The 13,121-nt window shown below is 59.3% G+C and carries 11 protein-coding genes; 7 read left to right on the top strand and 4 right to left on the bottom strand.

The features are described 5' to 3' along the window. Positions 1-172: 172 nt before the first annotated feature. The 6 genes from GOV80_RS09110 (at position 173) to GOV80_RS09135 (ending at position 7,736) form a co-directional block, all read left to right on the top strand. The gene (locus GOV80_RS09110) at positions 173-622 is read left to right on the top strand and encodes a methyltransferase family protein (protein WP_170784172.1); all 450 of its coding nucleotides are present in this window, start codon (positions 173-175) and stop codon (positions 620-622) included. 132 nt (positions 623-754) lie between these two features. After that, entirely contained in the window at positions 755-2,326 is a 1,572-nt protein-coding gene (locus GOV80_RS09115; RefSeq protein WP_170769245.1) for a Re/Si-specific NAD(P)(+) transhydrogenase subunit alpha, read from the top strand. A gap of 13 nt (positions 2,327-2,339) precedes the next feature. Then, positions 2,340-3,791 (top strand): NAD(P)(+) transhydrogenase (Re/Si-specific) subunit beta, encoded by a 1,452-nt coding sequence (locus tag GOV80_RS09120; RefSeq protein WP_170352592.1) that lies wholly within the window; start codon positions 2,340-2,342, stop codon positions 3,789-3,791. Between the two features lie 283 nt (positions 3,792-4,074). After that, entirely contained in the window at positions 4,075-5,352 is a 1,278-nt protein-coding gene (locus GOV80_RS09125) for a DUF3422 family protein (protein ID WP_170784174.1), read from the top strand. Between the two features lie 68 nt (positions 5,353-5,420). Continuing rightward, positions 5,421-6,557: an MFS transporter gene (locus tag GOV80_RS09130; RefSeq protein WP_331252254.1), complete on the top strand. Its 1,137-nt coding sequence runs from the start codon at positions 5,421-5,423 to the stop codon at positions 6,555-6,557. A gap of 15 nt (positions 6,558-6,572) precedes the next feature. Then, positions 6,573-7,736 (top strand): M20 aminoacylase family protein, encoded by a 1,164-nt coding sequence (locus tag GOV80_RS09135; protein ID WP_170784176.1) that lies wholly within the window; start codon positions 6,573-6,575, stop codon positions 7,734-7,736. A gap of 46 nt (positions 7,737-7,782) precedes the next feature. On the opposite strand, the gene GOV80_RS09140 is transcribed toward GOV80_RS09135, so the two are convergent. Next, entirely contained in the window at positions 7,783-9,105 is a 1,323-nt protein-coding gene (locus GOV80_RS09140; protein WP_170784178.1) for a 3-deoxy-D-manno-octulosonic acid transferase, read from the bottom strand. Position 9,106: 1 nt separating this feature from the next. Then, positions 9,107-10,114 carry a GTP 3',8-cyclase MoaA gene (gene moaA / locus GOV80_RS09145; RefSeq protein WP_170784180.1) on the bottom strand — a complete coding sequence of 336 codons (1,008 nt, stop codon included), beginning with the start codon at positions 10,112-10,114 and terminating at the stop codon, positions 9,107-9,109. 90 nt (positions 10,115-10,204) lie between these two features. Between moaA and GOV80_RS09150 the strand changes: the two genes are divergently transcribed. Beyond that, positions 10,205-10,621: a hypothetical protein gene (locus tag GOV80_RS09150; protein ID WP_170784182.1), complete on the top strand. Its 417-nt coding sequence runs from the start codon at positions 10,205-10,207 to the stop codon at positions 10,619-10,621. Here the strand turns inward: GOV80_RS09150 and GOV80_RS09155 are convergent. Both GOV80_RS09155 and glmS read right to left on the bottom strand, forming a co-directional pair. Beyond that, the gene (locus GOV80_RS09155; RefSeq protein ID WP_170784676.1) at positions 10,609-11,298 is read right to left on the bottom strand and encodes a DNA alkylation repair protein; all 690 of its coding nucleotides are present in this window, start codon (positions 11,296-11,298) and stop codon (positions 10,609-10,611) included. The genes GOV80_RS09150 and GOV80_RS09155 overlap by 13 nt on opposite strands. Then, a complete protein-coding gene (gene glmS, locus GOV80_RS09160) occupies positions 11,298-13,118 on the bottom strand; it encodes a glutamine--fructose-6-phosphate transaminase (isomerizing) (protein WP_170784184.1) in 1,821 nt (606 codons plus the stop codon). Before glmS ends, GOV80_RS09155 begins: the two co-directional genes overlap by 1 nt. Between the last annotated feature and the right edge of the window lie 3 nt (positions 13,119-13,121).

Genomic DNA, 13,121 nt, shown 5'->3' on the forward strand with positions numbered 1-13,121 from the left:
TGAAGATGGCTAGCGGATGCGCACAGTGCTGTCCATCGGAAGAGGTTGTGAGTCGGGCGGCGTATTACACTGCTGCGACTATCTGGTATTTTGATATTCAGGTCAGAAAGCGATAGACCGTCGGTCGAAAACGACACTCTGGACCTGAGTGACAGCTGGAAAGACGCCGCGAATGCAGAAAATTGATATCCCTCCGATCTGGTTGCTAGCAGCTGCCGGTCTAGCGTGGCTGCAAGCGCAGTTCTTGCCCATGGGATTGTCCTTCAGCGGTTGGTTTACCGATCTTCTCAGTGGCCTTCTGATTGGCGGGGGTGTTATTCTGGCAGTGCTGGCTGTTGTCGAGTTTCGACGGCATAAAACAACGGTTCTTCCGCATCAGGTGCCGACCCAAATGGTGCAGACTGGCATTTTCAAGCGCAGTCGGAACCCAATCTATCTGGGGGATGTTTTGATCCTGACAGGATTGGTCCTGCGGTTCGATGCGGTGCTGTCCCTGGTGCTGATCCCGATTTTCACGTGGCTGTTGGAGCGCCGCTTTATCGTACCGGAAGAAGACCGGTTACGCCGAAAATTTCGTGCGGAATTCGCCCGTTACGAACAGCAGACCCGCCGCTGGGTCTGAGGATCGACGCGTTGTGACACAGCGTAAATTATGCTGCGCTTGCGAAATAATATTGCGCAGGATAGATCAATGTTTGATGAACCATACCGACCACCCGCTCGGGTCTGAGTGAAAATTAGGGGGATACAGCCGGTGAAGATAGGTACACCAAAGGAAATACTGGACGGTGAAAACCGGGTCGCCATGACTCCGGATTCTGCCGTGCAGTTGCAGAAACTGGGCTATGACTGCGCGATTGAGACCGGGGCGGGTGCCGCTGCCGGGTTCTCGGACGCGGTCTATGAGGCCGCAGGCGTTGAGATCGTCAAGACCGCAGCTGCGTTGTGGAAAGGGGTCGATATCGTCGCTAAGGTCCGCCAGCCCACTGAGACCGAGCTGAAGCGCCTTACCAAAGGCAAAACGCTGATCTCGTTCTTCAACCCTGCGGGCAACGAAGACGGGATGGAGCTGGCCAAATCCAAAGGCGCGAACGTGATCGCCATGGAAATGGTGCCGCGTATTTCCCGCGCGCAAAAGATGGACGCGCTGTCCTCGATGGCGAACATCGCTGGCTACCGTGCCGTGATTGAGGCGGGTAACAACTTCGGTCGTTTCTTCACCGGTCAGGTGACGGCTGCGGGTAAAGTACCTCCTGCGAAAGTTCTGATCGTGGGGGCCGGTGTGGCCGGTCTGGCCGCGATCGGGACGTCCACGTCGCTGGGCGCGATCACCTATGCCTTCGACGTGCGCCCCGAAGTGGCCGAGCAGGTCGAGTCGATGGGTGCAGAATTCGTCTATCTGGACTTTGAAGAGCAGCAGCAGGATGGCGCGGCCACTGGCGGGTATGCGTCGGTTCAGTCCGAAGAGTTCCGCAACGCGCAGTTGGCCAAGTTCCGTGAACTTGCCCCCGAGATGGACATCGTGATCACCACCGCGCTGATCCCGAACCGCGAGGCTCCTGAGCTTTGGACCAAGGATATGGTCGAAAGCATGAAACCGGGCTCGGTCATCGTCGATCTCGCGGCGGAAAAGGGTGGTAACTGCAAGCTGACTGTCGCGGATGAGAAGATCGTGACCGACAATGGCGTGACCATCATCGGCTATACCGACTTCCCCAGCCGGATGGCGGCGCAGTCCTCGTCTCTGTACGCCACCAACATCCGTCACATGATGGCTGACCTGACGCCTGAAAAGGACGGTCAAATCAACCACGACATGGAAGATGACGTGATCCGCGGCTCGACCGTGACCTTTGAGGGTGAGATCACCTTCCCGCCGCCGCCGCCGAAAGTGCAGGCCATCGCAGCGCAGAAGAAGCCCGAGGTCAAGGAACTGACCCCGGAAGAGAAAAAGGCGCAGGAGATTGCGGCATTCAAGGCGCAGACCAAGCAGCAGTTCACCCTGCTGGGTGTGGGCGGCGCGCTAATGCTGTTGGTGGGTCTGGTCGCTCCGGCCAGCTTCATGCAGCACTTCATCGTGTTCGTGCTGGCCGTGTTCGTGGGCTTCCAGGTGATCTGGGGCGTGGCGCATAGCCTACACACCCCGCTGATGGCGATCACCAACGCGATCTCTTCGATCATCATTGTTGGGGCGCTTATGCAGATCGGATCGGGCTCGTTCCTGGTGATCCTGCTGGCGGCGCTGTCGGTCTTTATGGCCGGGATCAACATCTTCGGCGGCTTTCTCGTCACCCGGCGCATGCTCGCCATGTTCCAGAAATCTTAAGGAGGCCGGGTAAATGATTGGCTTCACTACTGCCGCTTATGTTGTTGCGGCTGTTCTGTTCATCCTGTCTCTGGGCGGGTTGTCGAACCAGGAAAGCGCCAAGCGCGCCGTCTGGTATGGCATTGTTGGTATGGCGCTGGCGGTGTTCGCCACGCTTGTGGGTCCCGGTTCGGGCCTGTGGCTGCTGTCGCTGCTGCTGATTGCAGGCGGCGGTCTGATTGGCTCTTACGTCGCCAAGCGCGTGCAGATGACCGAGATGCCGCAGCTTGTGGCCGCGATGCACAGCCTCGTGGGTCTGGCGGCTGTGTTTGTGGGCTTCAACGCGCATTTTGAGATCGGCAACGTCGCGCAGGTCATGGCGATTGCGGATGCGGCGAACCAAGCGGACCTGTCGGATCTGGGCGCCTTTGCCAAGCTGATCGCCAAGAAGACAGCTGCGGAACTGACCATCCTGCATGTGGAACTGTTCCTGGGCATCTTCATCGGTGCGATCACCTTTACCGGTTCTGTCGTGGCATATGGCAAGCTGGCGGGCAAAGTGACTTCGGCCGCTACCAAGCTGCCCGGCGGTCATGCGCTGAACGCGGCTGCGGCAGGTCTCTCGCTGATCTGCCTGATCTGGTACACCGCCTCGGGTGGTCTGTTCCCGCTGATCCTGATGACACTGGCGGCGCTGTTCATCGGCTATCACCTGATCATGGGTATCGGTGGCGCGGACATGCCGGTGGTTGTATCGATGCTGAACTCGTATTCGGGTTGGGCCGCAGCGGCCATTGGCTTCAGCCTCGGCAACGACCTGCTGATCGTGGTTGGTGCGCTGGTTGGCTCGTCCGGTGCGATCCTCTCCTACATCATGTGTAAGGCGATGAACCGTCACTTTGTCAGCGTGATCCTGGGCGGCTTCGGCGGCACCTCGGGCCCGCAGATGGAAGTTGAGGGCGAGCAGGTGGCCATCGACGCCGATGGCGTTGCCGCAGCTCTGAACGACGCTGACAGCGTGATCATCATTCCTGGCTACGGTATGGCGGTTGCGCAGGCACAGCAGTCTGTTTCCGAACTGGTCCGCAAGCTGCGCGCCAAGGGCAAAGAGGTGCGCTTCGCGATCCACCCCGTTGCCGGCCGTCTGCCGGGTCATATGAACGTGCTGCTGGCTGAAGCCAAAGTGCCGTATGACATCGTGCTGGAGATGGACGAGATCAACGATGACTTCCCGGAAACGGATGTGGCCATCGTGATCGGGTCGAACGACATCGTGAACCCTGCGGCGCAGGAAGATCCCAACAGCCCAATCGCCGGGATGCCGGTTCTGGAATGCTGGAAGGCCAAGCAGGTGTTTGTGTCCAAGCGTGGTCAGGGCACCGGCTATTCGGGTATCGAAAACCCGCTTTTCTTCAAAGAGAACACCCGCATGTTCTATGGCGACGCCAAGCAGTCGCTGGACAAGCTGCTGCCGATGATCGACTGAGCATCCGGTTCAGAGAAATTGCAGAGGGCGCCTGCCGGCGCCCTCTTCTTTTTTTGATGTTGGGGGGCTTTGCCCCCAAAGCCCCCCAGGATATTTTTTGGCCAGATGAAGCATGCGGGGTTTGCTTTTTTGGTGTTTGAGGCTGCTAGGTTTCAGGTTGGCAGTTATTTCAACAAGATAGCAGGAATGTATGCGAAGGTATTCTTGTAACTATAAGAAATAAAAAGAGAATTGATGAGAGGCCTGAACATCGTATAGTGCGACGGTGACTTCGGAGCCCGTTATGACCCCCATAGATGATCATCCTTTGCGCTATGCTCTGGCCAATGAATTGCATGCGCGCCCTTTTCCGGTGGCGTCCTCTCCTTGCACGGTAGTGTTTCTGGCGATCAAAAAGTCCGAAGCAGCGGTGGCGCGGGATCGGGATGAAGATATCGCGCATCTGATCAATCTGCTGGACCGCCATGGCGCACAGCATCCGCAGCCTGACGCCACGCATTATGCCGGACAGATCGGGCGCCATTGGTTGAAATGGGAGCAACATACGGAATTTGTCACTTACACAGCGATTACGCAAAATGTCAGTGATCGTGCCTTCAATCCAGCCGATTTCGAGGTGTTCCCCCCCGATTGGTTGATGGCCAGCCCCGGTCAGCGTGTGACCTCGGCCATGATCCGTGTGGTGCCTCGGGAAGGAGATGATGTGGTGCAGTCTGCGCTGGTGGATTGGTTTGAACCTGAAAGCTTGGCTGTGGCGCGGGTGCTGGACGATTCGGCCATATGCGCCAGTGACTTTCGCATCGACCCGGCTGGACACATGCGCTTTGCGCTGTTTGTCGACGAACAGACAGGGCGGCGCAGGACCGGGCGGATTATTCAACGCCTGTGCGAGATCGAAACCTACAAGGCCATGTCCATGTTAGGCTTTGCAAGGGTGAAGCAGCTGACGCCACGGATCAGTGAGTTGGACGCACAGCTGACCCGGTTGATGGGGCAGATGACTGACAATTCGGCGCACCCCGATGAGCTATTGCCAGATTTGTTGTCGACTTCGATCGAACTGGAGACACTGTCTGCCCGCTGTTCGTTCCGCTTCGGGGCCACGGGGGCATATGAAGCGATTGTCAATCAGCGGATCGAAGTGTTGCGCGAAGAACGGTTCGCGGGGCGGCAGAGTTTCGCGGACTTCATGATGCGCCGCTATGATCCGGCCATTCGGACTGTGAAATCCACCGAACGTCGGTTGCAAGCCTTGTCCGACCGGGCGATCCGCGCCGGAGAGTTGCTGCGAACGCGGGTGGATGTGGAGCGCAGCGCACAAAACCAGGCGTTGCTGGAGAGTATGGATCGCCGGTCCGATCTGGCGCTGCGGTTGCAGCATACGGTCGAAGGGCTGTCGGTGGTTGCGATCAGTTATTATGCAGTCTCGCTAGCCAGTTATTTGCTGTACCCCTTGACCAAGGCTGGGATCAGCAAAGGTATGCTGACCGCTATTGTTACGCTGCCGGTCGTGTTTTTGGTCTGGTACGGGATTCGTCAGATACGCAAGCGGTTGGAATAATCCGCATTTGCTAATCCCGGGAGCGTCTATAGAACGGAAACAGGCAGGGACGTGCGAAGGATTAGAGCGTGATCGGAATATTGGCCGCATGGCGGGCCGTGGCGGCCATGTTCATCTTGAATGGTGCGCTTTTCGGTATCTGGGCCTCGCGCATTCCGGCGGTCCGCGATCGGCTGGATCTGACGCATGAGGCCTTGGGATATGGTCTGCTGTTTATGGCGGCAGGTGCGGTGTGTTCTTTTCCGGTCACGGGGCGTTTGACCGACAGGTTTGGTGCTGTTGCGATTACGCGGGTCATTGCCGTCCTCTATACGTTTTCCCTGATCCTGCTGGCCTTTGCGGGCGGGTTCTGGGCGCTGGCGGCGTTTCTGTTTGTATTCGGGGCCTTTCATGGCTCGATGGATGTGGCGATGAACGCCTGGGCGGCCGAGGTCGAGCAGGCCTATGATAAACCAGTCATGTCCTCGTTTCACGCGATGTGGAGCCTTGGGGCAGGGCTGGGCGCGCTCAGCGGGTATGGCGCTGTGCAGTTGGGTTTGTCTGTCTTACAGCACTTCTTGCTGGCGGGCGGTGTTGTGGTCGCGCTGGCGTTGGCTTTTTCCTGGGTGCGATGGTCGTCGCGGCGGGTTGAGACGTCAGGTGGGGCGGTTTTCGCGTTGCCATCGGGGGCCTTGGTACTGGTGGGGTTCATCGCACTGTGCGGCGCTTTGGGCGAGGGCGCGGTCGCAGATTGGAGCGCGATTTTCCTGCGTGATGTCACCGGAGCAGCAGAAAGCGTCGCTGCGTTGGGATATGCGGTGTTCTCCGTTACGATGGTGGCGTTCCGGCTGGCAGGCGGGTTTGTCATCGCTCGGTTTGGCGCGGTGCCTACGGCACGGTTCGGTGGGGTTTGTGCGGCTTTGGGCGTGATCGGGGTTGTTGCGGCCAACGCGCCGGGACCAGCGCTGGCTGGGTTTGCGTTGATGGGTGTCGGCTATGCGGTGATTATGCCGCTTGCGTTCAGCCGGGCTGCCAATGATGCGACGATCCCGCCGGGGCAGGCCATCGCCAGCGTGGCGACGTTGGGCTATGGCGGGTTGTTGATCGGACCTCCGCTTATTGGGTTTTTGGCCGAAATGCTTACATTGCGTTTGGCGTTCATGGCGCTGTTGCCGCTGGCTGTGTTCATTGTGCTGCTATCTGGTGCATTGAAGACAGACAGATAGATTTGGGAGAGAGATATGCCGATCAAAAACCGCTTTGCGGAGTTGCAGACGGAAATTACGGAATGGCGGCGTGACATTCACGAACATCCCGAAATCCTGTTCGAAACGCACCGGACCAGCGCTCTGGTCGCGGAAAAGTTGAAGGCGTTTGGGTGTGATGAGGTGGTGACGGGCATTGGCCGAACCGGAGTTGTTGGGGTGATCAAAGGCAAGGCTGACACCAGCGGCAAGGTCATCGGGTTGCGGGCGGATATGGATGCGCTGCCGATCCTTGAGGCGACAGGGCTGGACTATGCCTCGAAAACTGAAGGGGCGATGCATGCGTGCGGCCATGACGGGCATACGGCAATGTTGCTGGGGGCGGCCAAATACCTGTCCGAGACGCGGAACTTCGATGGCACTGTTGTGGTGATCTTTCAACCGGCCGAAGAAGGCGGTGGCGGCGGCCGCGAGATGTGTGAAGACGGGATGATGGACCGATGGGGTATTCAAGAGGTCTATGGAATGCACAACTGGCCGGGTCATCCCGTTGGCAGTTTCGCCATCCGGCCCGGTGCGTTTTTCGCGGCCACCGATCAGTTTGATATCGTGTTTGAAGGCAAGGGCGGTCACGCGGCCAAGCCACATGAAACGGTGGATACGACAGTGATGGCCGCACAGGCTGTGTTGGCCTTGCAGACCATCGCCGCGCGGAATGCCGACCCGGTGGATCAGGTGGTGGTGTCAGTCACTTCGTTCGAGACCTCTTCCACTGCGTTCAACGTGATCCCTCAGACGGTCAAGATGCGCGGCACTGTGCGGACTATGAGCACCGCCATGCGCGACTTGGCCGAGAAGCGGATTGGCGAAATCTGCAACGGTGTTGCTGCGACCTTTGGCGGGCGCGTCGATGTCACCTATTACCGGGGCTATCCTGTGATGGTGAACAGCGAGGCGCAAACCGAGTTTGCAGCTGATGTGGCGCGGTCGGTGTCCGGTGCATGCGAAGAGGCACCTTTGGTCATGGGGGGTGAAGATTTTGCGTTTATGCTGGAGGAGCGACCGGGCGCGTATATTTTGGTGGGCAACGGGGACACGGCAGCGGTGCATCACCCAGAGTATAATTTCAACGATGAAGCGATACCGGCCGGGTGTAGCTGGTGGGCTGAAATTGTTGAACAGAGGATGCCGGCGGCTTGAACGTGCGGGCCGGTGGGGGCTCTGCCCCCACGCCCCCGGGATATTTTTAGCCAGATGAAGTGGGATCCTGACGTTTCAGGTTAAGCTGGGCGCAAAGTGTTTCGACGATGTCGTCCAGTGCGTTTTTTTGAGAGTTTACGCAGGTTTTCGCAGCTTCGCGGGCTGCGTTCAGTTTGGTTGGATCAGACAGCCATTGGGTCACAGCCTTCGTTAACTCTGGTGCTGTTCGTACCTCGGTTGCGCCACCTGTTTCGATCAGAGGGGCGAAGGTCTCGGCGAAGTTGAAATAGCCGGGACCGGTGATCACGGCTGCGCCAGCTTGGGCAGGTTCGAACGGATTATGGCCACCGATTTCCCTGAGGGACCCGCCGAGGAACACAATAGGGCAGAGCGCATACCAGGTGCCGGTTTCACCCAGCGTGTCGGCGACATAGATTTGTGCATCCTGCGCAATGGGTTGCGACGCAGAGCGGAAGGCTGCCGTTAGGTGAGACTGTTGGATCAGCGCGGCGACGTCGCCTCGACGCTCGGGGTGGCGAGGGATCAAGAGGAGCAGCAGGTCGGGCCAGCGGTTCAGCAGTTCGGCATGGGCCGACAGTACGGTTTCCTCTTCTCCGGCGTGGGTCGAACTGGCGATCCAGATGGGGCGGTCACTGATTTGGGTTCGAATTTCCTCAAGTGTGGTGCGGTCCACCGGTAGCGGGTCGGACATCGCTTTGAGGTTCGTGCCCGGTTTCACGCGGGTTTCTGGGGCACCCATAGCAATCAGGTTGCGGGCGGTTTTGTCGTTTTGGGTCAGGAAAAGGGTGAATTGGTCCAGAAGGAAACGCGCTGTTTGGGGCCGTTTTTTCCACCCCTCAACCGATCGATCTGAAAGTCGTGCATTCAGCAGCGCCAGAGGTGTGTCGCGATTGTGGGTTTCGGTGATAAGCCGCGGCCAGATTTCGCTTTCGACAAAGATGGCAGCATCGGGTCGCCAGTGGTCCAGAAAGCGCCGGACAGGACCAGCTGCGTCCAAGGGCGGGTATTGATGGCGCGTCCGGGGCGGCATCCGCTTTTCGATGAGCGCCGCCGATGTGGGCGTTCCTGAGGTGATCAGGAAGCTGGCATCCGGCAGCCTTTCGCCCAGACGTTTGATCAGAGTGATGACCGACAGAGTCTCGCCCACACTGGCGGCGTGAAACCAGATGAGTTGGCCTTTGGGGCGCAGTTGGCTGGCGTGACCCAGTCGCTCATGTTGGCGCAGGGTTGGGACTTCTGCCGCCAGAAGTTTCTTGCGCACCGCGCGCCATACGAAAGGGGCCGCCACAGCAGTCAGGCCGCAATACAAATGGTAAAGCAGCGTCGGTCGGCCAGAAGGGGCGGCCATGTCAGCCGCCTGTGTGGCTCATGTGGCGGCTCATTTTGCCATCCACCGACTGGCGGGAATAGTCGAAATCATGCCCCCTGGGCTTGAGGTCGATTGCGGCTCGGATCGCCTCTTCCAGCGGTTGCTCGGTGTCGGGATGGTCGCGCAGCGCACCGCGCAGGTCTGCCATATCCTCTTGCCCGAGGCACATATACAGCTCACCGGTGCAGGTCAGGCGCACGCGATTGCAGCTTTCGCAGAAATTGTGCGACAGTGGCGTGATGAAGCCGATCTTTTGGCCTGTCTCTTCCAGACGGACATAGCGCGCGGGTCCACCGGTGCGTTCGGCCAGGTCGGACACTGTGTAGTGGTTTTCGTATTCCTTGCGCACATCTTTCAGTGACCAGTATTGGTCCAACCGGTCTTCGTTGCCGATATCCCCCATGGGCATCACCTCGATCCAGGTCAGGTCCATGTCGCGTTCGGCACACCATTTTGTGATCGTGGGGAGCTCTTCTTCGTTGAAGCCTTTCAACGCAACCGCATTGATTTTGATCCGCAACCCGGCCCTTTGCGCCGCATCAATTCCGTTCAGAACTTGCTTGAGACGTCCCCAGCGGGTGATCTGAGCGAATTTGTCCTCGTCCAGCGTATCCAGCGAGATATTCACCCGCCGTACGCCAGCGGCGTAGAGGTCATCGGCAAAGCGATGCAGCTGCGATCCATTGGTGGTCAGCGTCAGCTCTTTCAGCGCGCCGCTGTCCAGATGTCGGGTCATGGCGTTGAAAAACGTCATAATATTTCGGCGTACCAGTGGCTCACCCCCGGTGATGCGCAGCTTTTCGACGCCCATGTTCACAAAGGTCGAACACATGCGGTCCAGCTCTTCCAGCGTCAGCAGGTCCTTTTTGGGCAGGAACTTCATGTCCTCGGACATGCAGTAGACACAGCGGAAGTCGCAGCGGTCCGTGACGGAGACGCGGAGATAGGTGATGGCGCGGGCAAACGGGTCGATAAGTGGAGCAGTCATGCGACATAGGTAAAGCGCCACCCGCGCTGCGACAAGGGCGAACTGTGCTTTGCGCTGGTACAGATGCGCGCACGGCAGTAGGGTTCGGGCATGAGGTATTTGCTTTTGCTGTGTTGTGTTCTGGTCGTGGGCTGTGATGCGGTCCGGTCGACCACGGACCGGGTCTTTAATCGGGGTGAACCCGCGCCCAAGCCCGAAGAGGCTGTGGTTGAAGAGGTTGGCGAACCCGAACCGGCCCCAGCAACCGCTGCCGGTTGGATCGGGGCCAAGACCACGATTGCCAGCTTGGGCGATCCGACGACGCCGGGGCGCTGGATGCAGACACCTCTGGTCGAGACGGAATTTACCGGGCGGGTGCTTGTACCCCGTACTGGCGCGCAGGCTTATATCACGCTGGTTCCCGCACCGGGGCCCGAAGGCGGGGGGAGCCGCCTGTCGCTGGACGCGATGCGAGAGCTGTTGTTACCCTTTGATGAACTGGTCGAGCTAGAAGTCTACTCCAACTGATCTTTCAGGTACTTGCCTGCCTCGCGGCGGGCAAAGGGTTTCATCGCCGAGCCATGCGTTTGCAAAAAGGCGATGACGCGCGGTGCGTCGTGCTTGGACAATTCGCGCAGCCACCACGCGATAGATTTCTGGATGAACCAATTACGGTCAGGCACATAGCCCGCAGCCCAGCCCAGAATCCGATCCCGGTGTTTCAGGTCGTCTGGTTTGGGATGGTTCTGTTTGGTCCAAGGCAGGGTAGCGACCAAAGCCGCGCGACGGGTCCACATGTGGTCGGATGTCGTCCAGCGTTCGACCTGATCCAACCGCACAGGATCGGCGGACACGCGTTTCTGCATTGCCATACAGGCGTGGTCGGCAACGGCCCAAGCGTCGAAATCGGGCAGCCAGCTGTGCAACAGATCCCATGCGGCATCATCTGGCCGGATGCGTGCCTGTGTCAGCAGCTTGGCAGCGGCGATGCGGGCCTCGTGGATATTCGTCTGCCAAAGCGCATCTGCCAGAGCGACGCGGTCCGGCACATCCAGCTCTTGCCGCCAGCTTTTGGTCAGATCATTCAGAACCGGATTGGGCACGCCCAGATATGGACGGTCCACCTTGTGATAGGCGGCGGCCTGCTGCGCGCGCTCAGTGTCCGCAAATGTTTTGATCTGGTCCAGATATGCGGCGGCTTGCATCATTCGACGGTGACGGACTTCGCCAGATTGCGCGGCTGGTCCACATCCGTCCCCTTTGCCACGGCTGTGTGATAGGCCAGCAACTGCGCCGGAACCGAATAGAGGATGGGCGCAAGGCTCGGGTGGATGTGCGGCATTCGAATGGTGCTTTGAACCCCGTCCTTGGCCTCGGCGATGCCGTCATCGTCGGAAACGAGGATCACCTTGCCTTTACGCGCCATCACCTCTTGCATGTTCGACACCGTCTTATCGAAAACCGCATCGCGTGGGGCCATCACCACCACGGGCATATGTTTGTCGATCAAGGCGATGGGGCCGTGCTTCAGTTCACCTGATGCATAACCTTCGGCGTGTATATAGCTGATTTCTTTAAGTTTTAACGCACCCTCCATCGCCAGAGGATACATCAAGCCACGCCCCAGAAACAGAACGTCGCGCGCCTCGGACAGGCGTTGGGCAGCGGCGCGGATGGCATCGTTTTGCTCCAGCGCGCTGTTCAGCACTGATGGCAGGCCGCGCAAGGCGGCGGCGTGATCCGCCAGTTCCTCGGGCGTCAGGGTGCCTCGGTCGGCAGAGGCCTTCAGCGCCAGCATCAGCAACACGCTCAGCTGGCAGGTGAATGCTTTGGTCGAGGCGACGCCGATCTCAACCCCCGCATGGATCGGTAGAGCAATATCGCTTTCCCGCGCGATTGAGCTTTCAGGGACGTTGACGACCGATACGATCTTGTCAGCCTTGCCCTCGCAATAGCGCAGCGCGGCCAACGTGTCGGCGGTCTCACCCGACTGGCTGACGAACAGCGCCGCTGTGCGACCGGGAATGGGCGGTTCGCGATACCGGAACTCGCTGGCGATATCGACCTCGACGGGGATTTGCGCCAGTTGTTCAAACCAGTATTTCGCGGTCAGACAGGCGTAGAAAGCGGTGCCGCATGCGACCATGGTCAGACGGTCCAGCTTGGTGAAATCCAGATCGCCGGGCAGGGTGATCTCGTCCCCGCCGGTGCGCAGATAGGACCGGATCGCCTCGGCCACCACAACGGGCTGTTCGGCGATTTCTTTGGCCATGAAATGCTTGTGCCCGCCCTTGTCGGCGCGGGATTGGTCAATCTTGATCTGGCGGAGTTCCCGATTGACCAACTCACCGGCTTCGTTGCGGATCTCCAGCGAGGTGCGGGTCAGCACCGCGCGGTCACCCTCTTCTAGATAGGTGATGCGGTCGGTTAGCGGGGCCAATGCGATGGCGTCCGAACCCACGTACATCTCGCCATCCCCGTGGCCGACGGCCAGCGGAGAGCCCTTGCGCGCCGCCACGATCAAATCGTCCTGACCGTCAAAAAGGAACGCCAGCGCAAAAGCACCCTCAAGTCGGTCGATGGTCTTGTTCGCCGCATCAACAGGGGACAGGCCGGATTTCAAGTGGTGTTCGGCCATCAGAGCCACGGTTTCAGTGTCGGTTTCGGTTACGAAATCCACACCATGTTCGGCCAGCTCAGCGCGCAGCTCGCGGTAATTTTCGACGATCCCGTTATGCACCACAGCCACGGGGCCCGCCTGATGCGGGTGCGCATTGGTCACCGAGGGCACGCCGTGTGTGGCCCAGCGGGTATGGCCGATACCCGATTTACCGGGCAGGGGGTCATGTACCAGCAAATCGCTGAGGTTCACCAGCTTGCCTACGGCCCGTCTGCGTCCTAGCGCTCCGTTGTTCACGGTCGCAATCCCGGCGCTGTCATAGCCGCGATATTCAAGACGCTTCAGCGCCTCGACCAGAATGGGGGCAACCTCGTGTTCGCCCAAAACGCCTACGATACCACACATGGG

Origin of the sequence: Ruegeria lacuscaerulensis (assembly GCF_013034685.1) — a bacterium.
GTDB classification, from domain to species: domain Bacteria; phylum Pseudomonadota; class Alphaproteobacteria; order Rhodobacterales; family Rhodobacteraceae; genus Ruegeria; species Ruegeria lacuscaerulensis_B.

What these genes read in the sequence shown, in the direction of transcription:
- GOV80_RS09110 (WP_170784172.1), top strand. Translation starts at nt 173, where the DNA reads ATGCAGAAAATTGATATCCCTCCGATCTGGTTGCTAGCAGCTGCCGGT.
- GOV80_RS09120 (WP_170352592.1), top strand. Translation starts at nt 2,340, where the DNA reads ATGATTGGCTTCACTACTGCCGCTTATGTTGTTGCGGCTGTTCTGTTC.
- GOV80_RS09125 (WP_170784174.1), top strand. Translation starts at nt 4,075, where the DNA reads ATGACCCCCATAGATGATCATCCTTTGCGCTATGCTCTGGCCAATGAA.
- GOV80_RS09135 (WP_170784176.1), top strand. Translation starts at nt 6,573, where the DNA reads ATGCCGATCAAAAACCGCTTTGCGGAGTTGCAGACGGAAATTACGGAA.
- GOV80_RS09140 (WP_170784178.1), bottom strand. Translation starts at nt 9,105, where the DNA reads ATGGCCGCCCCTTCTGGCCGACCGACGCTGCTTTACCATTTGTATTGC.
- moaA (WP_170784180.1), bottom strand. Translation starts at nt 10,114, where the DNA reads ATGACTGCTCCACTTATCGACCCGTTTGCCCGCGCCATCACCTATCTC.
- GOV80_RS09150 (WP_170784182.1), top strand. Translation starts at nt 10,205, where the DNA reads ATGAGGTATTTGCTTTTGCTGTGTTGTGTTCTGGTCGTGGGCTGTGAT.
- GOV80_RS09155 (WP_170784676.1), bottom strand. Translation starts at nt 11,298, where the DNA reads ATGCAAGCCGCCGCATATCTGGACCAGATCAAAACATTTGCGGACACT.
- glmS (WP_170784184.1), bottom strand. Translation starts at nt 13,118, where the DNA reads ATGTGTGGTATCGTAGGCGTTTTGGGCGAACACGAGGTTGCCCCCATT.